General features: G+C 70.7%; 24 protein-coding genes and 1 pseudogene. 11 read left to right on the top strand and 14 right to left on the bottom strand.

Annotation, left to right across the window (positions count from 1 at the left end; genetic code table 11):
• Positions 1–8: 8 nt before the first annotated feature.
• Positions 9–1,502 (bottom strand): IMP dehydrogenase, encoded by a 1,494-nt coding sequence (guaB, locus tag V6V89_RS02850; protein WP_334617324.1) that lies wholly within the window; start codon positions 1,500–1,502, stop codon positions 9–11.
• Positions 1,503–1,603: 101 nt separating this feature from the next.
• Between guaB and V6V89_RS02845 the strand changes: the two genes are divergently transcribed.
• Entirely contained in the window at positions 1,604–1,999 is a 396-nt protein-coding gene (locus V6V89_RS02845; RefSeq protein ID WP_265250803.1) for a DUF5319 domain-containing protein, read from the top strand.
• A 41-nt stretch (positions 2,000–2,040) separates the two neighbouring features.
• Here V6V89_RS02845 and V6V89_RS02840 read toward each other — a convergent pair whose 3' ends face one another.
• On the bottom strand, positions 2,041–2,904 hold the full coding sequence (locus tag V6V89_RS02840; RefSeq protein WP_334617323.1) for a response regulator transcription factor: 864 nt from the start codon (positions 2,902–2,904) through the stop codon (positions 2,041–2,043).
• Between the two features lie 173 nt (positions 2,905–3,077).
• On the opposite strand from V6V89_RS02840, the gene V6V89_RS02835 reads away from it, so the two are divergent.
• Positions 3,078–3,476 (top strand): WhiB family transcriptional regulator, encoded by a 399-nt coding sequence (locus tag V6V89_RS02835; protein WP_334617322.1) that lies wholly within the window; start codon positions 3,078–3,080, stop codon positions 3,474–3,476.
• Here V6V89_RS02835 and V6V89_RS02830 read toward each other — a convergent pair.
• From V6V89_RS02830 to groES, 3 genes are all read right to left on the bottom strand, one after another.
• Complete coding sequence (locus tag V6V89_RS02830; protein WP_334617321.1) at positions 3,439–4,941, bottom strand: molybdopterin-dependent oxidoreductase; 1,503 nt, start codon at positions 4,939–4,941, stop codon at positions 3,439–3,441. The two genes, V6V89_RS02835 and V6V89_RS02830, sit on opposite strands and share 38 nt — an antisense overlap.
• Before the next feature lie 63 nt (positions 4,942–5,004).
• Complete coding sequence (gene groL / locus V6V89_RS02825; RefSeq protein ID WP_334617320.1) at positions 5,005–6,645, bottom strand: chaperonin GroEL; 1,641 nt, start codon at positions 6,643–6,645, stop codon at positions 5,005–5,007.
• A 68-nt stretch (positions 6,646–6,713) separates the two neighbouring features.
• Positions 6,714–7,028 (bottom strand): co-chaperone GroES, encoded by a 315-nt coding sequence (groES, locus tag V6V89_RS02820; RefSeq protein ID WP_121399825.1) that lies wholly within the window; start codon positions 7,026–7,028, stop codon positions 6,714–6,716.
• Positions 7,029–7,296: 268 nt separating this feature from the next.
• Here groES and V6V89_RS02815 point away from each other — a divergent pair, with 268 nt between their 5' ends.
• From V6V89_RS02815 to V6V89_RS02780, 8 genes and pseudogenes are all read left to right on the top strand, one after another.
• Positions 7,297–7,488: a DUF1918 domain-containing protein gene (locus V6V89_RS02815; protein WP_334617319.1), complete on the top strand. Its 192-nt coding sequence runs from the start codon at positions 7,297–7,299 to the stop codon at positions 7,486–7,488.
• Positions 7,489–8,643, top strand: a complete 1,155-nt coding sequence (locus tag V6V89_RS02810; protein ID WP_334617318.1) for a class I SAM-dependent methyltransferase — start codon at positions 7,489–7,491, stop codon at positions 8,641–8,643.
• A 354-nt stretch (positions 8,644–8,997) separates the two neighbouring features.
• Positions 8,998–10,098: a sugar ABC transporter substrate-binding protein gene (locus V6V89_RS02805; protein WP_334617317.1), complete on the top strand. Its 1,101-nt coding sequence runs from the start codon at positions 8,998–9,000 to the stop codon at positions 10,096–10,098.
• A gap of 72 nt (positions 10,099–10,170) precedes the next feature.
• Complete coding sequence (locus tag V6V89_RS02800; RefSeq protein WP_334617316.1) at positions 10,171–10,989, top strand: ATP-binding cassette domain-containing protein; 819 nt, start codon at positions 10,171–10,173, stop codon at positions 10,987–10,989.
• Complete coding sequence (locus tag V6V89_RS02795) at positions 10,986–12,242, top strand: sugar ABC transporter permease (RefSeq protein WP_334617315.1); 1,257 nt, start codon at positions 10,986–10,988, stop codon at positions 12,240–12,242. Before V6V89_RS02800 ends, V6V89_RS02795 begins: the two co-directional genes overlap by 4 nt.
• Positions 12,243–12,245: 3 nt before the next feature.
• A complete protein-coding gene (locus V6V89_RS02790; RefSeq protein WP_334617314.1) occupies positions 12,246–13,424 on the top strand; it encodes an ROK family transcriptional regulator in 1,179 nt (392 codons plus the stop codon).
• A 167-nt stretch (positions 13,425–13,591) separates the two neighbouring features.
• Positions 13,592–14,173 (top strand): winged helix-turn-helix domain-containing protein, encoded by a 582-nt coding sequence (locus tag V6V89_RS02785; protein WP_334617313.1) that lies wholly within the window; start codon positions 13,592–13,594, stop codon positions 14,171–14,173.
• Positions 14,170–15,351 (top strand): annotated as a pseudogene (locus V6V89_RS02780) (MFS transporter); the annotation flags it as partial. The gene V6V89_RS02785 and the pseudogene V6V89_RS02780, both read left to right, overlap by 4 nt.
• A gap of 9 nt (positions 15,352–15,360) precedes the next feature.
• On the opposite strand, the gene V6V89_RS02775 reads toward V6V89_RS02780, so the two are convergent.
• Complete coding sequence (locus tag V6V89_RS02775; protein ID WP_334617312.1) at positions 15,361–15,651, bottom strand: DUF1707 SHOCT-like domain-containing protein; 291 nt, start codon at positions 15,649–15,651, stop codon at positions 15,361–15,363.
• Positions 15,652–15,686: 35 nt separating this feature from the next.
• Complete coding sequence (locus V6V89_RS02770; RefSeq protein ID WP_334617311.1) at positions 15,687–17,069, bottom strand: DUF6318 family protein; 1,383 nt, start codon at positions 17,067–17,069, stop codon at positions 15,687–15,689.
• A 220-nt stretch (positions 17,070–17,289) separates the two neighbouring features.
• Here V6V89_RS02770 and V6V89_RS02765 point away from each other — a divergent pair, with 220 nt between their 5' ends.
• Complete coding sequence (locus tag V6V89_RS02765; protein WP_334617310.1) at positions 17,290–19,050, top strand: substrate-binding and VWA domain-containing protein; 1,761 nt, start codon at positions 17,290–17,292, stop codon at positions 19,048–19,050.
• Here V6V89_RS02765 and V6V89_RS02760 read toward each other — a convergent pair.
• From V6V89_RS02760 to V6V89_RS02730, 7 genes are read right to left on the bottom strand one after another with little or no spacing between them, the layout of a single operon-like run.
• Positions 19,047–19,301: a hypothetical protein gene (locus V6V89_RS02760; protein WP_334617410.1), complete on the bottom strand. Its 255-nt coding sequence runs from the start codon at positions 19,299–19,301 to the stop codon at positions 19,047–19,049. The two genes, V6V89_RS02765 and V6V89_RS02760, sit on opposite strands and share 4 nt — an antisense overlap.
• 11 nt (positions 19,302–19,312) lie before the next feature.
• A complete protein-coding gene (gene tsaD / locus V6V89_RS02755) occupies positions 19,313–20,359 on the bottom strand; it encodes a tRNA (adenosine(37)-N6)-threonylcarbamoyltransferase complex transferase subunit TsaD (RefSeq protein ID WP_334617309.1) in 1,047 nt (348 codons plus the stop codon).
• Positions 20,349–20,792 (bottom strand): ribosomal protein S18-alanine N-acetyltransferase, encoded by a 444-nt coding sequence (gene rimI / locus V6V89_RS02750; RefSeq protein WP_334617308.1) that lies wholly within the window; start codon positions 20,790–20,792, stop codon positions 20,349–20,351. Before rimI ends, tsaD begins: the two co-directional genes overlap by 11 nt.
• Positions 20,789–21,454, bottom strand: coding sequence for a tRNA (adenosine(37)-N6)-threonylcarbamoyltransferase complex dimerization subunit type 1 TsaB (gene tsaB, locus V6V89_RS02745; protein WP_334617307.1), 666 nt, complete (start codon positions 21,452–21,454; stop codon positions 20,789–20,791). The genes rimI and tsaB overlap by 4 nt, the downstream gene beginning before the upstream one ends.
• Before the next feature lie 36 nt (positions 21,455–21,490).
• Positions 21,491–22,165, bottom strand: a complete 675-nt coding sequence (gene ung, locus V6V89_RS02740; RefSeq protein WP_334617306.1) for a uracil-DNA glycosylase — start codon at positions 22,163–22,165, stop codon at positions 21,491–21,493.
• Positions 22,165–22,689, bottom strand: a complete 525-nt coding sequence (tsaE, locus tag V6V89_RS02735) for a tRNA (adenosine(37)-N6)-threonylcarbamoyltransferase complex ATPase subunit type 1 TsaE (RefSeq protein ID WP_334617305.1) — start codon at positions 22,687–22,689, stop codon at positions 22,165–22,167. The genes ung and tsaE overlap by 1 nt, the downstream gene beginning before the upstream one ends.
• Positions 22,686–23,786, bottom strand: a complete 1,101-nt coding sequence (locus V6V89_RS02730; protein ID WP_334617304.1) for an alpha/beta fold hydrolase — start codon at positions 23,784–23,786, stop codon at positions 22,686–22,688. The genes tsaE and V6V89_RS02730 overlap by 4 nt, the downstream gene beginning before the upstream one ends.
• Between the last annotated feature and the right edge of the window lie 35 nt (positions 23,787–23,821).

The following is a 23,821-nucleotide window of genomic DNA, read 5'->3' as shown; positions in this document are numbered from 1 at the left end:
ACGTACTCCTATCGAGTGTGGTAGTTGGGCGCCTCGACGGTCATCTGGATGTCGTGGGGGTGGCTCTCCTTGAGCCCCGCCGCGGTGATCCGGATGAGCTGACCGCGGCGGTGCAACTCGGGAATGCTCTCCGCACCGACGTACCCCATGGCGGCGCGGAGGCCGCCGATGAGCTGGTGGGCGACCTGAGAGAGCGGCCCCCGGTACGGCACCTGCCCCTCGACGCCCTCCGGCACGAGCTTGTCTTCGCTCAGCACGTCGTCCTGGAAGTAGCGGTCCTTGGAGTAGGAACGGGCCTGGCCGCGCGACTGCATGGCGCCGAGCGAGCCCATCCCCCGGTACGACTTGAACTGCTTGCCGTTGATGAAGAGCAGGTCGCCGGGGCTCTCCTCACAACCCGCGAGCAGGCTGCCCAGCATGACCGTGCTCGCGCCGGCCACCAGAGCCTTCGCGATGTCCCCGCTGTACTGGATGCCACCGTCGCCGATGACCGGCACGCCCGCCGGCCGGCACGCCCGCGTGGCCTCCATGATCGCCGTGATCTGGGGGACGCCCACGCCCGCGACCACGCGCGTGGTGCAGATCGCGCCCGGACCCACGCCGACCTTGACCGCGTCGGCACCCGCGTCGACGAGCGCCTTGGCGCCCGCGTACGTCGCCACGTTGCCGCCCACCACGTCGACCGAGGTGTCTTTCTTCAGGAGGGCGACCATCTCCAGCACGTTGCGGCTGTGGCCGTGCGCGCTGTCGACGACGAGCACGTCGACGCCGGCGTCGATGAGCGCCCGGGCCCGCTTGTAGGCGTCGTCGCCGACACCAATCGCGGCGGCGACCCGCAGCCGGCCGGCGTCGTCTTTGGTGGCGTTGGGGAATTGCTCGCTCTTGGCGAAGTCTTTGACCGTGATCAGGCCACGCAGCCGCCCCGCGTTGTCGACGATCGGCAGCTTCTCGATCTTGTGCTGGCGCAGCAGGGCCAGCGCGTCTTCCTTGGAGACCCCCACCGGCCCGGTGACCAGCGGCATCTGCGTCATGATCTCGCGCACAGGGGTGGCACCGTCGGTCACGAACCGCATGTCACGGTTGGTGACGATGCCTACCAGCGTGCCGCTGGCGTCGGTGACCGGCGCACCGGAGATCCGGTATCGCGCGCAGAGCGCGTCGACGTCGCGCAGGGTGTCGTCGGGGCTACAGGTGATCGGGTTGGTCACCATGCCGGCCTCGGACCGCTTGACCAGGTCGACCTGGAGTGCCTGATCCTCGATCGAGAGGTTGCGGTGGAGCACGCCGATGCCGCCCTGCCGGGCCATCGCGATAGCCATCCGCCCCTCGGTGACGGTATCCATCGCGCTCGACAGCAAGGGGATCGTGAGAGTGATGTTGCGGCTCATCCTCGTCGCCGTGGCGACCTTGCTGGGCACCACGTCAGACTCGGCTGGCTGGAGCAGCACGTCGTCGAACGTCAGCCCGATCGGCACGGTCTCGAAGCTGGGCGCATTCTCCACAGTTGATCTCCTTGGTGACGCGATGGTTCATCCTACCGGGACGCCAGTTCAGGTCGGGTTCAGGTCGGCGCGGAGAGCGGGGATACGACTACGGTGGAAGGGTGCAAGACGAGCCGATCGACCCGTTCAGCGGAGACCCCGCTGACCCGTCCGCCGGACTGGACGACCTTGGTGAGGATGGCCAGCTCGACCCGCTGTCCGACACCGAGCGGCAGGACGTGCTGGAGGATCTGGCCGACCTCGAGATCTACCAGGCGCTACTGAGCCCCATCGGGGTGCGTGGCCTGGTGATCGAGTGCGAAGACTGTCACGAGCCGCACTACTTCGACTGGGATCTGCTCCGGGGCAATCTGCGACACCTGCTCAGCTCCGGGCGCCCCCGCGTGCACGAGCCGGCCTACGACCCGGACCCGGATCACTACGTCACCTGGGAGTACGCCCGCGGCTACGCCGACGGCGTACACGACACGCTTTCCGACGAGTCAGACGACACGTAGCCGCGCGGCCCCCCGCGGGCGGACGCGGGGGGCGGGTTGGGTCAGGCGACCAGGCCGGCTCGGAAGCCGGCCGCTACCGCGTGGGCGCGGTCGCGGGCGCCGAGCTTGCGAAACAGGCGCCGGGCGTGCGTCTTGACGGTGTCCTCCGAGACGAAGAGTTCGCGCCCGATCTCGGCGTTGCTCTTACCGTCGGCCATCCCCCGCAGCACCTGCAGCTCCCGCTCGGTGAGCGCCATCCTGCGCGCCACCGCGTCGGTGCGGTCGCCGTTACGTTGGCCGGCGCGCCAAGCGGGGCCGGCGTTGGGGCCGGGGACCGTGGGGCGGTTGGGGCTCAGCTCGGGCTGGTCGCGCTGGGCCGGCACCACGGACGGGCCGTGAGGCCCCTGCGGGGTGTGCGGACCGTGGGGTCCTGGTGGGCCGGCCGACGGCGCCGGACGGGGTGTCGTGGCGACGGCCGGAAGGCCATTCGACGGGCCGGGTGTCTCGCGGGGTGCGGGGGCCGCCGACGCCGTGCGCCCAGCCCCACCCGGAGACGAGCGGTCGGGCAGGCACAGGAGCAGCGCCTTGGCGACCACGCTGACCAGATCGTGGTCGCCACCGCGGAGTACACCCCGAGCGCCCGCCGCGATCACCGCTGCGGACACCCGTGGATCCTCGGTGCCGAACAGGATGAGGATCGCGCTGGGCGCCCGGACTAGTACCCGCCGGGTGAATCCCACGCTGTCCCGCCGGGTCAGCGCGGTGTCGGCGAGCACAATATCCGCAGGCCGTTCGGCGAGCCGGAGAAGCGCTTCGGTCTCGGTCACGGCGGTGCGGACGGCGCCGCTCAGACCGAGCCGAGCCGCGGCCGCTGCCACGGTCTGCGCGGCGAGCGGTGTCCGGACGCACACGAGGACGGTTCGCACAGTCATCCTCCTCAAAATCCTCTGAGGAGGAGACCACGCAACCAAGTGATCATTACGGTCTTTTGACGCTAAAGAAGTTGAAACTTCCCGACAGTTCTCGGAGAGGCCTTCGCTCGTTGTTTCCTCCCCGACCCGACCGGGTACGCAGTGGCACGAGTCGGGAGGAGGGCGCAGTGGCCAACGTGAGCAGACTGCCTGGGCCCATCGCGGATATCTGGGATTGGCAACTGCTTGGCGCATGTCGAGGTCGCGACAGCGCCCAGTTCTTCCACCCTGATGGCGAGCGCGGCACCACTCGCAACAAGCGCGAGGCGAAGGCGAAGGCGGTGTGCGGTGCCTGTCCGGTGCGGGCCGAGTGCGCGGCGCACGCGCTGTCCGTGCGGGAGCCGTACGGCGTGTGGGGCGGCTTCAGCGAGTCGGAACGGCTGCGGCTACTGGCGGTGGGCTGGGAAGACCTGGCCAACCGGTACCGCACCCGGGTCGACATCGACCGCCTGGAGGCCCGGCTCGGCAAGCCGCACAAGTCGGTGCCGGCTATTCCACCTCAACGTCGACCGAGTGCCACCCGGTAGCACCGTCGGGGTCGGGCGGCCGCTGCTCCTCCGGCTGCACGGCCCCAGCGGTGTCCGTGGCGCGTACCTGGAGCGTGTGCTCGCCACGGGTCGCCTGCCACCGCCATGACCACTGCACCCACGTGTCGATGGAGACGGTGCGGGCGAGTGTGGCCTCCTGCCAGGGCCCGCCGTCGACCCGTACCTCCACCTTGGCGACGCCACGGTGCTGCGCCCACGCCACACCGGCGACGGTGACCGGCCCGGCGACCAGGTTGTTGCGCCCGCGCGGGGTGTCGATGCGGGACTGGGTCTTGATGGGCGCCTGGGCAGCCCAGCCGCGCGGCACCCAGTACGCGTCGAAGTCGGCGAAGCTGGTCAGCTCGAGCTCGGTGAGCCACTTGCAGGCCGACACGTAGCCGTAGAGGCCCGGCACGACCATGCGTACCGGGAATCCGTGCTCGATCGGCAGCGGCTCGCCGTTCATACCGACCGCGAGCATGGCGTCGCGCCCGTCGCGCAGGGCGGCGGTGGGCGTGCCGCAGGTCCAGCCGTCCGCCGACCGGCCCACCACCTGGTCGGCGCCGCCCTGCGGCTCGGCCTCGTCGAGCAGGTCCTTCAGCGGTACGCCCAGCCAGCGGGCGTTGCCGATGAGGTCGCCGCCCACCTCGTTGGAGACGCAGGCCAGGGTGACGTACCGCTCGATCATCGGCCGTGCCAGGAGTTGTTCGAAGGTGAGCGTCATGGGCCGGCGCACCCGCCCGTGGATCTTCAGCGCCCAGTCAGCCGGGTCGACCTGCGGCACGACCAGCGCGGTGTCGATGCGGTAGAACGCGGAGTTCGAGGTGACGTACGTGGCGAGCTGGGTCACCGACAGGTCGGCGCCCGCCGGTACCGCCGGTGCGGGGCTGGCCGGCACCGGGAGGTCCACCAAGGAACGGGCCTCCGACACGCTGCGCCGGGTGGCCAGCCACCGCCCGCCGAACCCGGTGACCGCGGCCGCGCCCACCGCCAGCGCGACACCGGTGAGCAGCCGCCGCCGGTCGACCTCGTGCTCGCCGATGTCGGGCAGCTCGATCAGCGCCCAGAGGACTCCCAGGGCGACCAGCGCGCCGAGCAGCGACGGCAGGGCCACGGCTGGGCCGGCGTCGGGCCGGGTCAGCGCGGCGGCGACCCCGATCAGCCCGAACGCGGCGATGCCGGCGACGCCGTACCAGAAGCTGCGGAGCGCGAGGACGCCGATGACGGCTGCGAACGCGGCGAGCAGCACGACGGTGCCGATCAGCAGCGCGGTCTTGTCGTGTACGCCGAAGACGTCGATGGCGAACTGCTTGAGCGGCTCGGGCACGTGGTCGACGACGACGCCGCCCACCGCCACGAGAGGCGCGCTGCGCGGTCCGGTGAACACGGCAACGGCCTCGGCTACCCCGAGCGCCACGGCGGCCGCGCCGACACCGACCAGCCCGCCACGCACCGCGTCCCGCATAACGCAAGTCTCCCGCACCTTCGGGGTGAACCCGATGGTGCGGGAGACTACGTAAGGAACCGGTTAGAAACCGGGGCCGTGCTGGTGGCCGTGACCGTGGCCGTGACCACCCGCGGCGGCGGGCTCGGCCTTTTCCGGCTTCTCCACCACGAGGCTCTCGGTGGTGAGCAGGAGGCCGGCGATCGACGCGGCGTTGGTGACCGCGTTGCGGGTCACCTTGACCGGGTCGATGATGCCGGAGGCGGCCAGGTCGACGTACTGCCCGATCGCGGCGTCGAGGCCGTGGCCCCACGCCTGCTCGCGCACCTTCTCGACCACCACGTAACCGTCGTGGCCGGCGTTTTGCGCGATCCACCGCAGCGGCTCGACGAGCGCCTTGCGGACGATCGACACGCCGACGGCCTCGTCACCCTTGAGGCCCAGGTCGCCGTCCAGCACAGACAGGATCTGCGCCAGCGCGGCGCCGCCGCCGGGCACGGTGCCCTCTTCGACCGCGGCCTTGGTGGCCGAGATCGCGTCTTCGATGCGGTGCTTGCGCTCCTTCAGCTCCACCTCGGTGGCGCCCCCGGCCTTGACGACCGCGATGCCGCCGGAGAGCTTGGCCAGCCGCTCCTGGAGCTTTTCGCGGTCCCAGTCGGAGTCGCTGGCCTCGATCTCCTTGCGGAGCTGGGCCACCCGGTCGGCGACCTCGTCGGAGCGGCCGCCACCCTCGATGATCGTGGTGTTGTCCTTGTCGACGACGATCCGCCGCGCCTGGCCGAGCACCTCGAGGCCGACCCCGTCGAGCTTGTAGCCAAGCTCGGGCGCCACGACCGCGCCACCGGTGAGGATGGCGATGTCCTGGAGCATGGCCTTGCGCCGGTCGCCGAAGCCGGGCGCCTTGACCGCGCAGACCTTGAAGGTCTTGCGGATCGCGTTGACCACGAGCGTGGCCAGCGCCTGACCCTCGACGTCTTCCGCGATGATCAGCAGCGGCTTGCTGGCCTGGAGCACCTTCTCCAGCAGCGGCAGCAGCTCCTCGACGGCCGAGATCTTCTGCGTCGTGACGAGCACGTACGCGTCTTCGAGCACCGCTTCCTGGGCGTCCGGGTCGGTGACGAAGTGGGGGGAGACGAAGCCCTTGTCGAACTGGAGACCCTCGGTGACCTCCAGCTCCGTGGCGAGGGTGGAGCCCTCTTCGACGGTGATGACGCCGTCGCGGCCGACCTTCTCCATCGCCTCGGCGATCAGGTCGCCGATGGTGGCGTCCTGAGCCGAGATGGTGGCGACGTGGGCGATGGACCGCTTGTCGGCGACCTCGACCGCCTTCTCCAGCAGCGCCGTCGAGACCGCCTGGGCGGCCGCGTCGATGCCCCGCTTGAGACCCGCCGGGTTGGCGCCGGCGGTCACGTTGCGCAGGCCCTCGCGGACCATCGCCTGGGCGAGCACGGTCGCGGTGGTGGTCCCGTCACCGGCGACGTCGTTGGTCTTCGTCGCCACCTCCTTGACGAGCTGCGCGCCAAGGTTCTCGTACGGGTTGGAGAGCTCGATCTCCTTGGCGATCGTCACGCCGTCGTTGGTGATCGTGGGGGCGCCGAACTTCTTGTCGAGTACGACGTTGCGCCCGCGCGGGCCGAGAGTGACCTTGACCGCGTCCGCGAGCTGGTTGACGCCGTGCTCCAGCAGGTGCCGGGCGTCATCCGAGAAACTCAGGATCTTAGCCATGCATATCCCTTCGAGCGGCAACGCCCCGGACCACGTGCGCGGCCCGGGGCGATGTCAGCTTCAGTCAGTCACTTCTCGATGACCGCGAGGACGTCGCGGGCGGAGAGCACCAGGTACTCCTCGCCGGCGTACTTGACCTCGGTGCCGCCGTACTTCGAGTAGATGACCGTGTCGCCGACGCTGACGTCAACCGGGATGCGGTTGCCCTTGTCGTCGATACGGCCCGGGCCGACAGCGAGGACGGTGCCCTCCTGCGGCTTTTCCTTGGCGGTGTCGGGGATCACGATGCCCGACGCCGTGGTGGTCTCAGCCTCGTTCGCCTGGACCAGAATGCGGTCCTCGAGCGGCTTGATCGCAACCTTGGTCGCGGTAGTCACGGGCATACCCTCCTGGGGTACTGGTTGGTTGCCGGCCATATTCACTTCAGCCAGCGTCAATCTGCTGCCTCATGCCACCGGGCGATGCCGTCGTCGCGGGTGCCGGCGTGCCCGAAAGCTAGCACCCTCGACACGAGAGTGCTAACCGCAGGTTATGCCGATTGCTAGCACTCCGTCAAGGAGAGTGCCAACGCGACACGATCCGATGGCGGACGGCGGTGATTTACGGCATTGTCAGGGGAAAGCACCTGCCCGCGACCGCGGAGGCGATGACATGCAGGCCACAGTCGGAGACCGCTTGCACGTGCACAGCAACACGGTTGGCGCCCGCGACCGGATCGCCGAGATCGTCGAGGTGCGCGGCGCCGAGGGGCACCCGCCCTACCTCGTCCGGTTCCCGGACGGCCACGAGAGTCTGGTGTACCCCGGTCCCGACTGCGTGATCGAGCGCAGCCAGACTCAATAGGTGATCGACGCGCTCCGTACCCCCGAAGGGGAAAGGGCGCTCGCGACGGCGGCGGAGCTGGCCGGCGGCGACCCACTGGCAGCGGCGGCCACGCTCCGCGCTCGCGGCGTGCCCGCCGACCTGGCGTCCGCCGCGCTCACCCAGGCCGAGCTGCGCCGCCGCGCCGCGGGCAAGTTCGGCTCCGACGCCGCCCGCATGTTCTTCACCCGCGCGGGCCTGGAGCAGGCGACGCGCGCCGCGGTCTCCGAACGCCGCGCGGCGCGGTTGCGCGCCGCCGGAGTGCGCACCCTCGCCGATCTCGGTTGCGGCATCGGCGCGGACGCGATCGCCGCCGTTCGTGCCGGCATCAAGGTGTACGCCGTGGAGGCCGACCCCGGCACCGCGAGTGTGGCAGCCGCCAACGCCGCCGCCCTCGGGCTGGCGGACCTGACCGTGACCTGTGCCGACGCGACGTCCGTCGACCTGACCGGTTTCGACGCGGTGTTCTGCGACCCGGCCCGGCGCCGGGGTGGCCGCCGGGTGTTCGACCCGGCGGCCTACTCACCGTCGTGGGACTTCGTGGCCGCCCTGCCCGAGCGCGTGCCGCACACGGTGCTCAAGCTGGCCCCCGGCATCGACCACGCGCTGGTGCCGCCGGGCGCCGAGGCGGAGTGGGTCAGCGTGCGGGGCGAGGTGGTCGAGGCGGCCTTCTGGTGCGGCCCGCTCGCCGAGGTGCCCCGGCGGGCGACCCTGCTGCCGTCCGGTGCCACGCTCTCCGGCACCGGGGTCGAGCGGGCTCCGGTCGGACCGGTGCGCCGCTATCTGTACGACCCGGACGGGGCGGTGGTGCGCGCCCACCTGGTGGCCGAATTCGCCTCCACTGTGGACGGCACACTGGCCGATCCGGACATCGCGTACGTGTATGCCGCCACCGCTACCGACACCCCCTACGGGCGGCGGCTGGCGGTGCAGGACGAGATGCCGTTCTCGCTCAAACGGCTGCGTGCCCTGCTGCGCGACCGTGGCGTCGGTCGCGTAGAGATCCTCAAACGCGGCTCCGCGCTCGACCCCGAGCAGCTCCGCCGTGACCTGCGGCTGGCCGGGCCCAATTCGGCGACGGTCGTCTTGACCAGGGTGGCCGGACGCCCGATAAGTCTGGTCTGCACACCCGACTGACAACCCAAGGTAGTACGCGCGGATGGCGAGAGCCGTTTCCCCGTACGGCGACGGACGGGCCGCTGAACGCTCGGTGGCCGCGGTCCGCCTCACCGGAGCGACTGTGGCGGCCATCGCTACCCGCCTGCTTTAACTTTCCGAGCGCATTCGCCCATGATCGGGACTAATGTCCTAGATCGAAGGAGTCTCCGCGACGGACGGTTAGATGTCGATCACGTTGCAGAATTGTTATCGCCGCCAACAAACTCGCGGTCTCGATGCTCTTGTGCGGACGCGTCTGACCGCAATACGTTGCCGGGCACAACAAAACAACCTGACACCACCTTTGACCCCACCATCGAAAGGACCCGAGCGATGCGCAAAGGGATCCTCTCCATCGCCGCCGCTGGCCTGATGGTCACCGGCACCCTCGCCGCCTGCGGCGACGACTCGGGCGGTGACAGCGGGAGCGGCACAGACACCAAGTCGGCGAAGGTCGGCGTCATCCTGCCGGACAGCGCCTCATCGGCCCGCTGGGAGACCGCCGACCGCAAATACCTGGAAGAGGCCTTCAAGGCCGCCGGCGTGCAGTACGACATCCAGAACGCGCAGGGCGACAAGACCCAGTTCCAGACGATCGCCGAGCAGATGATCACCAGCGGCGTCACCGTGCTGATGATCGTCAACCTGGACTCCGGCACCGGTAAGGCGGTGCTGGACAAGGCGAAGTCGCAGGGCGTCGCCACGATCGACTACGACCGGCTGACGCTGGGTGGCTCCGCTCAGTACTACGTCAGCTTCGACAACGTGGCGGTCGGCAAGCTCCAGGGCGAGGGCCTGGTCAAGTGCCTCACCGACATGAACAAGCAGAAGCCGGTCGTCGCCGAGCTCAACGGCTCGCAGACCGACAACAACGCCACCCTCTTCAAGGAGGGCTACGACTCGGTGCTCAAGCCCAAGTACACCGCGGGCGAGTACGTGCAGGGTCCGGACCAGTGGGTGCCCGACTGGGACAACGCCCAGGCCGGCACGATCTTCGAGCAGATGCTGACCGAGAGGAGCGGCAAGATCGACGGCGTGCTCGCGGCGAACGACGGCCTCGGCAACGCGGTGATCTCCGTGCTGAAGAAGAACAACCTCAACGGCAAGGTCCCGGTGACCGGCCAGGACGCCACCGTCCAGGGCCTGCAGAACATCCTCGCCGGTGACCAGTGCATGACCGTCTACAAGGCGATCAAGCAGGAGGCCGACGCCGCCGCCGACCTGGCGATCTCGCTGGCCAAGGGCGAGAGGAAGGACACCACGCAGACCGTCAAGGACCCCGACGGCAACCGCGACGTGCCCTCCGTACTGCTCACGCCCAAGGCGATCACCAAGGACACCGTCAAGGACGTCGTCGCCGACGGCTTCGTGACAAAGGCCGAACTGTGCACCGGCAACTTCGCCACCCTGTGCACGCAGGCGGGCATCAGCTAGAAAGACGCCACGGTGCGCCGCCCGGCCAGTTGCCGGGCGGCGCCCAGGCGCACATGGCGAAGGAGAGCACTCGTGTCCGTCACCCCATTGCTGGAGGCGCGCGGGATCGACAAGCGCTTCGGTCCCGTCCAGGTTCTGAAAGATGTCGACTTCGCCGTCACGCCCGGCGAGGTGACCGCACTCGTCGGTGACAACGGCGCTGGCAAGTCCACACTCGTCAAGTGCATCAGCGGGATCTACCCGATCGACGCGGGCGAGTTCCACTTCGACGGCCAGCCGGTGACCATCCACGGCCCGCGCGACGCGGCCGCGCTGGGCATCGAGGTCGTTTACCAGGATCTGGCGCTGTGCGACAACCTCGACATCGTCCAGAACATGTTCCTGGGGCGTGAGAAGCGCTCCGGTCTGGTGCTCGACGAGCCCACCATGGAGCAGATGGCGGCGGAGACGCTGGCTGGGCTCTCGGTGCGCACCGTCAAGTCGCTGCGCCAGCACGTCGCCAGCCTCTCCGGCGGGCAGCGGCAGACCGTCGCGATCGCCAAGGCGGTGCTGTGGAACAGCAAAGTGGTCATCCTCGACGAGCCGACGGCCGCACTCGGCGTCGCGCAGACCGCTCAGGTGCTCGAACTGGTGCGGCGGCTGGCCGACAGGGGCCTCTCCGTCGTCCTGATCTCTCACAACATGAACGACGTATTCGCGGTGTCGGATCGCATCGCCGCGCTGTACCTCGGCCAGATGGTGGCCCAGGTGAAGACCACCGACGTGACGCACGCGCAGGTCGTCGAGCTGATCACGGCGGGGCGCAGCGGCGACCTCGGCCTGCCGGCTGAAAAGATCGACAACGGGGTCGAATACGCCGACACCCTCACGCCCCCGGGAGCCGAGCAATGACCAGCACCGCGCACCACCTCGAGCCGGTCGCCGTGGCACCCAAACCGACGGTCGGCAGCCACGTCCGCGACTATCTGGGCCGGGTACGCGGTGGCGACCTCGGCTCCCTTCCAGCGGTACTCGGCCTGATCGTGCTCTGCGTGTTCTTCGCCGTCATGCGGCCGGTCTTCTTCTCCGCAGGCAACTTCGCGAACCTCTTCACGCAGGGCGCCGCGGTCATCATCATCGCGATGGGCCTGATCTTCGTGCTGCTGCTCGGCGAGATCGACCTTTCGGCGGGCTTCGCGAGCGGCGTGTGCGCCGCCGTGCTGGCTCAGCTCATGGCCGAGCAGGGGGCGCCCTGGTACGTCGCCGTGTTCGCCGCGATCGCGACGGGCGTGGTGATCGGCCTGGTGCTCGGTTTTCTCGTCGCCAAGGTCGGCATCCCGTCGTTCGTGGTCACGCTGGCGGGGTTCCTCGCCTTCCAGGGCACCGTGCTGCTGCTGATCAAGGGCGGCACGAACGTCTCCATCCGCGACGACGTGATCCTCGCGATCGCCAACAACAACCTGGCCCCGGTACTGGGCTGGGTTCTCGCCGTGCTCGGTGTGGCCGGGTACGCCGTCGTGACGCTCCTCAGCCGCCGGCGGCGGGCCGCGCGCGGGCTGGTCACCGAGCCGCTCGCGGTGGCCGTCGGCCGGATCGCGGCACTGGCCGTCATCCTCGGCATCGCGGTCTTCGTGCTCAACCAGGAGCGCAGCCGCAACGTCGTAGTGGTCTCGCTCAAGGGCGTGCCCATCGTCGTACCGATCATCGCGGCCCTGCTGATCATCTGGACGTTCGTCCTGCGACGCACCGCGTACGGACGGCACATCTACGCCGTCGGCGGCAACCGCGAGGCGGCCCGCCGGGCGGGTATCAACGTCGACCGCATCCGCATCTCGGTATTCGTGATCTGCTCCGGTATGGCCGCGATGGGCGGCATCGTCGCCGCCAGCCGGGCCAACTCCGTCGACGCCAACACCGGCGGCAGCAACGTCCTGCTGTACGCGGTCGGCGCGGCGGTGATCGGCGGCACCAGCCTCTTCGGCGGCAAGGGCCGAGTGCTCGACGCGCTGCTCGGTGGCGCGGTGATCGCGGTCATCGACAACGGCATGGGCCTGATGGGCCTCAGCTCGGGCCAGAAGTTCGTGTTCACCGGCGTGGTGCTGCTCCTGGCTGCGGGCGTCGACGCGCTGTCGAGGCGCCGAGCGGCGGCAACTGGTACGCGATAAGCGATGCGCACGGGACCGAGTCAAGAGGAGGTTCGCCGGCAGAACCTCGGCGCTCTGCTCCGGTACGTGCACATCCACGGACCGACGTCGCGGGCGGAGCTGACGTCGGAGCTAGGGCTGAACCGCAGCACCATCGGTGCGTTGACCGCGGACCTCGCGGGCGCCGGTCTGGTGACCGAGGCCGTACCCCGGGAGACCGGGCGGGCCGGACGACCGTCGCTGGTCGTCCGGCCCGAGTCCGGGCGCGTCTACGCGTACGCGTTCAGCATCGAGGTCGACCAGATCCGCGCCGCCCGTGTAGGACTCGGCGGCGAGGTGCTCGACCTGCGCGCCGACGAGCGCCCACACGGGCTGGCGGCGACCGACACCGTCCCGCTGCTGGCCGAGTTCGTCAAGGAACTGCACCACTCGGTGCCGGACGACGCCGTGTACGTCGGCAGCGGCGTCTCGGTGTGCCGGATGATGCGCCGCGACGACGGATTGCCCCGGCTGACGTTCGCGACCGAGCAGATCGCTGCCCCCCTCTCCGTCCAACTGGCCACCGAGCTGGGCGTGGAACGGCCGGTCGTGGCCGGCAACGCCGCCGACGTCGCGGCGCTCGCGGAGCACGCCCGCGGCACGGCGGTCGGCTGCGACAACGTCATCTACCTGCACCGCGACGCCGGCGTCGACGCCGGCATTATCGTCGGAGGTCGGCGGCTCGCCGGGCACGCCGGCCAGGGCGGACAGGTCGGCCACATGGTCGTACAGCCGAAGGGCCGGCCGTGCAGCTGCGGCTCGCGCGGGTGCTGGGAGACCGAGATCGGCGAGCACGCACTGCTCACGGCCGCCGGGCGAGACACTTCGACGCGCAGTGCCGGCGCGCTCACCGTCGTCGACGCGGCCTCTCGGGGAGACGCCAGCGCCCAGGCAGCGGTGCGCCAGGTCGGCGACTGGCTCGGCTTCGGCGTCGCGAATCTGGTCAACGTCTTCAACCCGGAGATGGTCATCTTCGGCGGCACGCTCCGGGAGTTGTACCTGGCCGCAGCTGCCCAAGTGCGCAGCCGCCTCAACTCGATGGCCCTACCCGCCGCCCGCGAACGCGTCCGCCTGCGCACTCCCCAGCTAGGCGACGACGCCGCGCTGGTAGGCGCCGCCGAGTTGGCCTTTGAGCAGTTGCTGGCCGACCCCCTCTCCACATAGCCCCCGCTGCAAGCCCCGCCCTCACTTTCCGTTGATCAAGAGCAAACGCACGTGGTTCGATCTCATTTCCGCGCGCGTTTGCCCTTGATCCATGCGGTCTCCCTTGATCCGCACCGCTACCGAGCAGCAGGTTGCAAAGGCTTCTTTGCAAGCATAGCTTTGCAAAGATGTCTGGGGATCAGATCAGGCTCGACCCGAAGTCGCTGCGCGGAGTGGCGCACCCAGTGCGGGTGCGCATCCTCGGGCTGCTGCGGCAGGACGGGCCGGCCACCTCGACCACACTCGCCCACCGCCTGGGCCTGTCGACCGGCGCGACCAGCTACCACCTACGGCAGCTCGCGGCGTATGGCTTCGTGGTCGACGACACTGGGCGCGGGGTGGGCCGCGAGCGCTGGTGGAAGGCCGCCCATCAGCGGACCGTCCTCGAATCGGAGACGGTCATCGCGGCGCCGGCTGACGCGGAGACATACCTGAGGGCCGTCGCCGCCTCCTACGCCGACGAGATCGACCGCTGGCTCGGGGAGCGACCAGCGCTGCCGGAGGAGTGGCGGCAGGGCAGCACGCTCAGCAACTGGCATCTTCGGCTCACCCCGAACGAGGCGGAAGCGCTACGCGAGGAGCTCACAGCGGTCGCGGAGCGGTACCGGCGATTCGACGCGCCAGACGCGCCGGCCAGCGCCCGGCCGGTGACACTCCAGGTCCAGCTCATGCCGTTCGCGGGCAGCGAAGCCGAGGGCGATGAAGAATGAATCGCGGGCTGGTCGGGCTCTTCGTCGCCAAGGCGGTCTCCGGCGTCGGCACCCGGATGTCGTTCCTGGCCGTGCCGTGGTTCGTGCTGGTCACCTCGGGCAGCGCGGCACGCACCGGCTTCGTGGCGTTCGCCGAGATGCTGCCGTACGTGCTGGTCTGCGCGTTCGGCGGCCCGCTGCTCGACCGGATCGGCGCCCGCCGCATCGGTGTGGTTGCCGACCTGGGCAGCGCGCTCGCCGTCGCCGCGATCCCCATCCTGCACCGCGGCCCCGGCTTGAGCTTTCCGGTGCTGGCCACGCTGGTGGCCGCGCTCGGCCTGCTGCGCGGGTTCGGCGACTCCGCCAAGCGGGTGCTGCTGCCCCAGGCGGTCGCGGCCAGCGGCGTGTCCATGACGCGCGCGACCAGCGTCCAGGACGGCATCTACCGGCTGTCGACGCTGCTCGGCGCGCCGCTCGCGGGTGTGCTGATCGCGGCGTTCGACGCCCCGACGGTGCTGCTGATCGACGCCGCGACCTTCTTCGTCTCTTCGGTGCTCGTCAGGACCCTGGTGCCGCGCGCGGAGAAGGTGACCGGCGAGCCCTACCTGCGCGCGCTGAGGGTGGGTTGGGGGTTCCTGCGCCGTGATCGCCTGATCCTTTCAATCGCCCTGATGATCTTCATGACCAACCTGCTCGACCAGGCGTACGCGGCGGTGCTGATGCCGGTGTGGGGGCGCGATGTGGTCGGCTCGGCCGCGGCGGTCGGCCTGCTGTGGGGGCTCTTCGGCGCCGGCGCGGTCGCCGGAAACGCCGTCTTCACGGTGCTCGCGCCGAGGCTGCCCAGGTACACGACGTTCGTGGCCGGTTTTCTGATCTCGGGCGCCCCGCGGTTCGCGGTGCCGGCGCTGACCGACGAGGTCTGGGTGGTCTGCGCGATGGCGGTCGTGAGCGGGTTCGCCATCGCGGGTGTCAACCCCGTGCTGGGCGCGGCACAGTACGAGCGGGTGCCCAAGGAGATGCACGCCCGGGTGCTCGGTGCGTCGCTGGCCATCTCGTGGGGCGGCATCCCGCTCGGCGGGCTGCTCGGGGGGTGGGTCGTCCAAGGGTTGGGCCTCACCACCGCGTTCTGGATCTTCGGAGCCCTGTACCTGGCCACGACGCTGGCGCCGTTCGTACTGCCGTTCTGGAAGGAGATGGACAATCCCGCGTCAGCGAGTGACGGCCATGAAGATGCCGAGCAGCAGCAGGGTCACGGCGGCGACAGCGAAGATGACCAGCAGGTCGCGGCGGGCCGTGCCGGCGGTGGCGGCGGCGGGCGAGGGCTCGGTGGGTAGGTCCTGCGTGAGCGTCGCAAGCTGGCCGAGCGTGCGCGCGGTGTAGACCTCGCCCACCCGCTCGGAGAACTCTTCCAGCGTCAGCCGGCCCGCTTCAGTGTGCCGCTGGAGGACGGCGATCACCCGCTGCCGGTCGTCGTCGGACGCCCGCAACTCCACACTCACGCCCCCAGGGTAGAGGGTGCGGGTGGCGTGCGTGGTTACGCGACGCAGCCGCGGGACGGGAAGTCCAGGACCTGCCAGCGGGTGCCGGCCCACTCCAGGACCAGGACGCAGTTCGCCACGGTCAGGCCTGGCAGTGAGGCCCTCTCCACGCCGGACCTGTCGATCGTGGCGCGCGGGCTGCGGTCGATGGTCGCTTCGTAGATCGGGCGGTCGAGCGTGAAAAGGCTGTTCGTGGAGATGCGCCGCACCAGGTACGCGCCGCCGCGCAGCGAGCCGCCCTCGGCGTACGCGTCGCGGATGGTCGCGAGCGCCGTGCCGCAGTCGCCGCACCGCTCGTTCGTCGCCTCGTCCAGGTCGGCCGTGTCTCCGCTGCGTTGGGCGTACGTGAGCAGGTCAAACCAGTATCGGACGAAGGCCTCGCCACCGTCCCGGCTGCGCTCGCCGGCGGCCGTGGGCAGCGACGGCCCGGCGGATCCGGGCACCGAGGCGGCGCCGCCCGGCGAGGCGGCGCTGGGCGATCCGGCCTGGTCGGTTTCCGCACGCCCCGAGCCCAGGAACGTCCGGGTGACCACGAACGCGCCGAGCACGATCGCCATCGCGATCGCGAAGATGGCCAGCAGCCGGGTCGGACTGCCGAAGAGCCAGACCTGCCGGGAGCCACCCGCACGCCGCCGGCCCGCCGCCCGTGACGGCGGCAGTGGCTGGGGTGAGCGTCCCGACCCGGTGCCGCCCAGGCCCGCGGCCAGCTCACCGAGCTCCACACCCAGTTCGGCGGCCGACGGGCGGTCCGCCGGGTCGTCCTCCAGGCAGGCGTCGGCGAGCATGCTCAGCCGGTGCGGCGGGTCGTCGGGCAGCATCTCGGCGAGCACGACACCAAGCGCGTAGACGTCGCTCGGCGGCGCCGGAACGGCCCCCTCGGTCACCTCCGGCGCCCGGTAGCGGAGCCGCTCGAACGGTTCCGGGTGACGGCGACCCGCGCGTACGAGCAGCGCCACCGCGAAGTCGGTCAGCCGCGCGGGCCCCTCGCCTGGCGGCGGAATGACCACATTGGACGGTTTGACGTCGCCGTGCACCACGCCCATCCGGTGCGCCGCGCCGAGGGCCGCCGCCATCGACGCGCCCACCGACGACGCCAGCGCGGGCGACAACGGGCCCGAGCCGGCCAGCCGGCGTCCCAGGTCGGTGCCCGGCACCAGGTCGGTCACCAGCGCCAGCGCCTGTCCGTCCGCCACGACGTCGAGCAGGCGGACGATGCACGGGTGCCACAGGGCGGTCAGCTGCGGCCGGGCACGCAGAAATCGGTCCACCAGGCGTGGATCGGCGGCGAGATCCGGATACAGCAGCTTCACCGCGACGGCACGCTCCGTGCCGACATCGACCGCCTGCCACACCTCCCCGGTGTCGCCGTTGGCTAACATTTGATACAGCCGGTAACGGCCGCCAACCGTTCGAGTCACTGGCGATGCCCCCACATGTGACCATTGGCCTGCGGAATTGTGACCATGATGGTCATCAACCCATCCCCCACAGCCCGTATGTTCGTATCACTGTGCAACCAACCTGGCCAGAAGTCACCCTCGCGCACTCTGTGCGACGGTGTATGTGCCAAGCGTCATCGCAATGTGAGGTGAGCAGTCGATGGGGGCTACTGTTCTGCGACACCGCCGAGGAGGACATGCCGGGCGGTTAGCGGCGGCCGGCGCCGCGATGGCGGTCGCCGTGGGAGCCGGCACCATCGGATACCTCCAGCTCGCCGGCGACGAAGGCTGCACCGGCGAGCCGGTGCGCCTCACGGTCGTCTCGTCGCCCGACCAGTTCCCCGTCCTGAATCGCCTCGCGGACCAGTGGAGCGCGACCAAGCCCGACGTCGACGGCCGGTGCGTCGCCGCCACCGTCCGCTCGATGCCGGCCAGCGCCGTCGCGGCCACCATCGGCCCCGGCTGGGACGAGCGCCGCGACGGCCCGCGCCCCGACGTGTGGGCGCCCGACTTCAGCGCCTGGCTCACCCTCGCCGCCGCGCGCCAGGACGCCGCCGCCGTACTGCCCACCGCCGCCCCACAGAGTCTCGCCAGCTCGCCCACCGTCATCGCGATGCAGCGCCCGATGGCCGAAGCGCTCGGCTGGCCGCGGCAGGAGCTGGGCTGGTCCGGGCTGATCGGCGCGTTCAGCGGCGGCAAGACGTGGGCGCAGTACGGCCACCCGGAGTGGGGACCGCTGCGGATCGGGATGGTGGACCCCACCAAGTCGGGCGCCGGCCTGGTCGCCGCCCTGACCATCCTCGACCCCAACAACGACCAGACGATGAGCAACGAGGAGCTCTTCGGCGGCCTTTCCCTCTCGCAGCTCACCACCGTCAACGCGGCCGACCCGGCCGAGCTGATGCGCCGGTTCGGCGAGACCAGCGAGGGCAACTCACTGCCAGCCGCGTTTCCGGTGCTGGAGCGGGACCTGGCCCAGTATGCCGCCGACAAGCCGCGCGTGCCGTTGGTGCCGGTGTATCCGCGCGAGGGCATCGGGTACGCCGACTACCCGTACGCGATCCTGCGTGCCGACTGGGTGGACGACACCCGCCAGCGCGCGGCGGCCGACCTGCTCACCTACCTCCAGGGCCCGGACGGGCGGCAGGCACTCCAGGCGGCCGGATTCCGCGACCCCGGTCACGCCGTCGGCGACGCGACCCTGCTCTCGACCGACCGCGGCTTCCGCGCCTCGCTGAGCGCACCGTCACGCGGCCTGACCGCCGAGGGCCTCACCCAGCTGCTCGGCATGTGGACGGTGCTCCAGCGCCCAAACAACGCCCTGCTGCTGCTCGACACGTCCGGGTCGATGGACGACAAGGTGCCCGGCACCAACCAGACCCGCCTCCAACTCGTACAGCGGGCCGCGATCGCCGGCTCTGGGCTGCTCAACAACCAGACGACGGTCGGGCTGTGGACGTTCTCGATCGACCAGACACCGACAACCGACTACCGCGAGCTCGTGCCGCCTGGCCTCGCGAGTGACGCGGTGGGCGGCGTGCCGCGCCGCCAGGCGATAGCGGGCGCGATCCAGGGCCTGAAGGCCGGCGGCGGCACCGGCCTCTACGACACCATCTACGCCGCGTACCTGCGGATGCAGCAGGCGTGGCAGCCGAACGCGCAGAACGTCCTGGTGGTGATGACCGACGGCAAGAACGAGGACGAGAAGGGGCTCTCGCTGGCCCAGCTGACAGCGCGGCTGAAGGGCGCGGCTCGGGCGGACCGACCGCTACCGGTCATCGGCATCGCGTGCGGCCCGCAGGCCGATGCCAACGCGCTGAGCGAGGTGTCCAAGGTGACCGGCGGCCGGACGTTCGTGGCACGCGACGACGTGTCAGCGATCCAGCAGATCGTGTTGGCCTTCGCCGGGAGAATCTCCTAGCGGTCGACCTCGGTGAAGTCCCACGAGTGCGGCGGGCGGGCGGCGTAGCCGGCCGGTGGCTCGGGCAGCGACAGCGGCTGGCTGCGCCACTTCGAGATGACCACCACCCGCTGGTCGGTCGAGGAGAACACCTCGCTCGTGATGTGCAGCGGGCTCACCTCGATCTCGGGGAGCGCGCTGTCGCAGACCCAGGTGATCAGATCGGCGAACCGGTCCGGCACGGCCCGCACTTCCCACATCCGGACGATCACGTCGCCGGACACTACACGCTCACCGTCGTCAGTGGCATCGCGGAGTCCGCGGGCAGATCCAGGCGGCTCGGCGCCACCCCGGCGGCCACCAGATGCGACCCGAGCGCCGCCACCATCGCGCCATTGTCGGTGCACAGCTTCGGCCGCGGTACACGAACCGTGATGCCGTGTTTCGCGCACCGCTGTTCGGCGAGCGCGCGCAGCCGCGAGTTCGCCGCGACCCCGCCGCCGATGACCAGCGTCTGCACCCCGCGCTCCCGGCAGGCGTCGATCGCCTTGGCCGTCAGCACGTCACAGACCGCCTCCTGGAACGAGGCCGCGACATGGGCGACCGGCACCGGCTCGCCGGCCCGCTGCCGCGCCTCCACCCAGCGAGCCACCGCGGTCTTCAAACCGGAGAACGAGAAGTCGAACCGGTGCCTGGCAAGGTCTTTCGGTGCGGTGAGCCCGCGCGGAAACACGATCGAGGCGCCATCGCCCTCCCGGGCCGCCCGGTCGATCGGCGGCCCACCCGGAAACGGCAGCCCGAGCAGCCGGGCCACCTTGTCGAACGCCTCCCCCGCCGCGTCGTCGATCGTGGCGCCCAGCGGCGTCACACCGGCCGCCAGGTCGTCGACCAGCAGCAGCGACGAGTGTCCGCCCGATACCAGCAGCGCGATCGCCGGCTCCGGCAGCGGCCCGTGCTCCAAGGTGTCGACGGCAACGTGCGCGGCAAGGTGGTTCACGCCGTAGATCGGCTTTTCGGCGGCCAGCGCGTATCCCTTGGCGGCCGCCACGCCGACCAGCAGCGCACCGGCCAGTCCGGGCCCGGCGGTCACCGCGATCGCGTCGATGTCGGCCAGCGTCACACCCGCGTCGTCGAGCGCGCGCTGCATCGTGGGCACGATCGCCTCCAGGTGGGCGCGGCTCGCCACCTCGGGCACCACCCCACCGAACCGGGCGTGTTCGTCCACACTGGACGCCAGCGCGTCGGCGAGCAGCGTGTGCCCACGCACGACACCGACGCCGGTCTCGTCGCAGGACGTCTCGATACCCAGTACCAGCGGCTCAGTCATCACGTCTCATCATCACGAGGGCGTCGGTGTTGCTCGGTTGGTAGTACCCGCGGCGGACGCCGACCGGCTCGAACCCGTACTCGGCGTAGAGCTTCTGCGCGGGCGCGTTGTCGACCGCGACCTCCAGCAGCGTCTTGCGCGCGCCGCGCCGCGCGGCCTCGCGCAGCAGCGCCTCCAGCATCGTGCGCCCGATCCCCCGGCGCTGCGCGTCGCGGCGGACCGCGATGTTCTGCACCCATGCCTCATCGGGCGGCTGGACGGCCAACCCGGCGTATCCGACGAGGTCGCCGCGCTCACCGCGGGCAATGAGGTAGTAGTGGCCGGTCGCGAGCTCGTTCCAGAACATGCCGGCCGACCACTGCTCGGCGCCGAACAGGTCCGCCTCGATGGCCAGTACCTCGTCGATGTGCCACCAGCGGAACCGCTCCAGGGTCACGGCAGCACCGGCTTGCGCACGGACTGCGCGACCGCGTCCGGGCGGCGCAGGTACAGCGGGGTCAGCCGCTCGCCGGGTGCCTTGGCGCGCACGCGGTCGGCGGCCAGCGCGGCCATCGCCTCCGCGGGCGGGAAGCGCGGCTCGTCCCGCACCTGCACCCCGAGCACCTCGGCGTACTTGTGCGCACCCTCGCCGATCGCCGCGGCAACACCCAGCTCGGCGGCCCGCTGCGCCACGGTCGCGGGCAGGTCGACGGCGGGCTCGGTGAGCCGTGCGCCGTCCTCGTACACCGCCCAGTAGACCTCCCGGCGCCGGGCGTCGGTGGCGACCAGCACCCTTTGGGGGACGCGGCCCAGCGCGTCCAGTGAGCACACGCCGTAGGTGGGGATGTCGAGCGTCTGTCCGATGCTGGCCGCCGTAACCAGCCCGACCCGCAGCCCCGTGAACGGGCCGGGCCCGAGGCCGGCCACGATCGCGTCGAGGTCACGGGCGCGGACGCCGGCCTCGGCGAGCACGGCCTCGACGGCGGGAGCGAGCAGCTCTCCGTGCGCCCGGGCGTCGACCGCACGCCGCTCCGAACGGATCGCGACCGCGTCGTCGGAGACCTCGGCGAGGGCCGCGGTCACGGCGGGCGTAGCCGAGTCCACCACGAGTACGAGCACACTACGCACCCTATCGACCCGCTACGCACCGTGTGTCTACAGGGCGGTCCAGTCGATTGGGGGCAAGCCGGCGTCGGCCAGGGCCTTGTTGGTGGCGCTGAACGGGCGGCTGCCGAGGAAGCCGCGCGGGTTCATCGGGCTCGGGTGGCCGGCCTCCAGCACCACGTGCTCAGGGTTCGTCACCAGGGCCTTCTTCTTCCGCGCATAACTGCCCCAGAGCAGGAACACGACCCGCCGGTCGAGCCCGTCGAGGGCCCGGATCGTCGCGTCGGTGAACTCTTCCCAACCGCGCCCCGCGTGTGAGTTGGGCGTGCCCTGGCGCACGGTCAGCACCGCGTTGAGCAGCAGCACGCCCTGCGCGGCCCAGCCACTCAGGTCACCCGTGCGGGGTGCTGGTACCTCCAGGTCTTCGGCCAGCTCCTTGAAGACGTTGCGCAGCGACGGCGGCACGGACACGCCGGGCCGGACGCTGAAGCTCAGCCCGTGCGCCTGCCCCGCCCGGTGGTACGGGTCCTGCCCGAGGATCAGCACCCGGCACTGCTCGGGAGCGCACAACCGGTACGCGGAGAAGAGATCCTCCTGCGGGGGGTACACGGTCTGTGCGGCGTACTCGGCGGCGCAGAAGGTGCCCAGCTCGGCGGTGCGTGCGGGGTCGAGGTGCGGCTCGACGGCGGTGCGCCAGGCCGGTGGCAGGAGGGAGAGGAGGTCCACTAGAGCGCCTCGATCCGGGCGGCCCAGTCGCCGCCGCTCGGTGCCAGCTCGACGACTCGCGCGTCGTCGTCACGGCGGTCGATGCGCACCTGAAGGTGCGTTTCGGCCAACTGCTCGACCATGCCCTCTCCCCATTCCACCACGGTCACCGAATCGTCGACCGACGCGTCAAGATCGAGGTCGTCGATCTCGGCGCGCGGGTCGGTCGCCGCGCCCAGACGGTAGGCGTCGGCGTGTACCAGGGCCACCCGGCCGCCGTGCTCGGGGTCGGGCCGATGCACCCGCGCGATCACGAAGGTCGGCGAGGTGATGTCGCCGCGTACCCGAAGGCCGGCCCCGATGCCCTGGGTTAGCGCGGTCTTGCCCGCGCCCAGCGGGCCGGTGAGCACCACGAGGTCGCCGGCGCGCAGGATCGCACCGAGCCTCCGGCCGAACTCCTGCGTGTCTTCGACGGTTGCCAGCTCGACGCCCCGGGGTCCCCGCGGAAATGTGGAGCGCGGCGGAGCTTCGTGGGGTGGACTCATCCTTCGAGTTTCTCCAGGAACGCGAGCAGCGCGACGTTGACCTCGTCGGCGTGTTCGAGCATGACGACGTGGCCGCTGTCGGGGATCTTGACGAACTCGGCGTCCGGCAGGTGCCGCATGATCTCCTCGGAGTGCGTCAACGGCGTGATCATGTCTTTCTCGCCGACGATGACCAGCGTGGGCGTGGACCGGAGCGCCTTGAGCGCCGGGTACCGCGCGTGAGTGTAGAGCGTCCGGAGGTACCGCGCGACCGTCTCGGCCGTGGTGCGCGAGTTCATTTCTTCCACATAGGACACCAGTGACGGGCTCGGGCGGGTCGTGCCGAACCCGTACCGCCTGGTGAGCAGCCAAGCCAGGTCGGACGACGCCTTCCGCGCGCGGTCGATGGCGCCGCCGGTGAGCCGGGTGGCGCTGTTGACGAGCGGCATGATCGGCGCGCCGGCGCGGGCGATCAGCGCGGGCAGGCCGAACTTGGTCTCCTCCATGCGCCCGCCCGACGTCGCCATCAGCACGGCGCCCACCACCCGGTCGCCGAACAGCTCCGGGTACAGCTCGGCGAACGCCATGATGGTCATGCCGCCCATGGAGTGCCCGATCAGCACGAGCGGGCCCTCGGGCACGGTCTCGTCGACCACCGCGCGCAGCGCCTCGCCGAGCGCGGGCAGCTCGTACTCGCCGGCTTCCAGCCTGCCGGAGTGGCCGTGCCCCGGCTGGTCGTAGAAGACCATCCGGTAGTCGCCCCGGCGGGTGAGCTCCTTGCGCTGGAAGTGGAACGTGCCCATGTCGAGGCAGAAGCCGTGCACGAAGACCAGGGTCGGCTCAAGGGCCGTCTCCGCGTCGGCGAACCCGGCGTCCAGCTCGATGCCGTCGGCCGGCTCGACCACCTCGACGTACAGGTCGGTGCCGTCGGCGGTGGTGACGGTGAGCGACTCGTCGTACGCCTGCTCGCCGAACTCCTCGTCCACGTGCGGGTCGGCAGTGCCGCGCCTGGTGCGCCGCACCAGCGCTCGCTCGGCCGCCACACCCGCCGCGATACCCGCGGCGGCGACACCCACTACAGCGCCGATCAGACCGACGCGCTTCGTCCGCGGATTCATGCGGGTTCCCCGCGGAAACGTGGAACGCGGCGGAA

It is taken from the genome of Micromonospora sp. CPCC 206061 (assembly GCF_036906915.1).
GTDB lineage: Bacteria > Actinomycetota > Actinomycetes > Mycobacteriales > Micromonosporaceae > Phytohabitans.
The sequence above is the reverse complement of the archived record's forward strand: the minus strand, read 5'-3'. Positions and strand labels throughout refer to the sequence as shown.

Coding starts and splice junctions, on each gene's coding strand:
- groES (WP_121399825.1), bottom strand. CDS start 7,028: ATGCCCGTGACTACCGCGACCAAGGTTGCGATCAAGCCGCTCGAGGAC.
- groL (WP_334617320.1), bottom strand. CDS start 6,645: ATGGCTAAGATCCTGAGTTTCTCGGATGACGCCCGGCACCTGCTGGAG.
- V6V89_RS02765 (WP_334617310.1), top strand. CDS start 17,290: ATGGGGGCTACTGTTCTGCGACACCGCCGAGGAGGACATGCCGGGCGG.
- V6V89_RS02805 (WP_334617317.1), top strand. CDS start 8,998: ATGCGCAAAGGGATCCTCTCCATCGCCGCCGCTGGCCTGATGGTCACC.
- V6V89_RS02795 (WP_334617315.1), top strand. CDS start 10,986: ATGACCAGCACCGCGCACCACCTCGAGCCGGTCGCCGTGGCACCCAAA.
- V6V89_RS02730 (WP_334617304.1), bottom strand. CDS start 23,786: ATGAATCCGCGGACGAAGCGCGTCGGTCTGATCGGCGCTGTAGTGGGT.
- tsaE (WP_334617305.1), bottom strand. CDS start 22,689: ATGAGTCCACCCCACGAAGCTCCGCCGCGCTCCACATTTCCGCGGGGA.
- V6V89_RS02830 (WP_334617321.1), bottom strand. CDS start 4,941: ATGCGGGACGCGGTGCGTGGCGGGCTGGTCGGTGTCGGCGCGGCCGCC.
- V6V89_RS02770 (WP_334617311.1), bottom strand. CDS start 17,069: ATGTTAGCCAACGGCGACACCGGGGAGGTGTGGCAGGCGGTCGATGTC.
- V6V89_RS02785 (WP_334617313.1), top strand. CDS start 13,592: ATGTCTGGGGATCAGATCAGGCTCGACCCGAAGTCGCTGCGCGGAGTG.
- V6V89_RS02790 (WP_334617314.1), top strand. CDS start 12,246: ATGCGCACGGGACCGAGTCAAGAGGAGGTTCGCCGGCAGAACCTCGGC.
- V6V89_RS02815 (WP_334617319.1), top strand. CDS start 7,297: ATGCAGGCCACAGTCGGAGACCGCTTGCACGTGCACAGCAACACGGTT.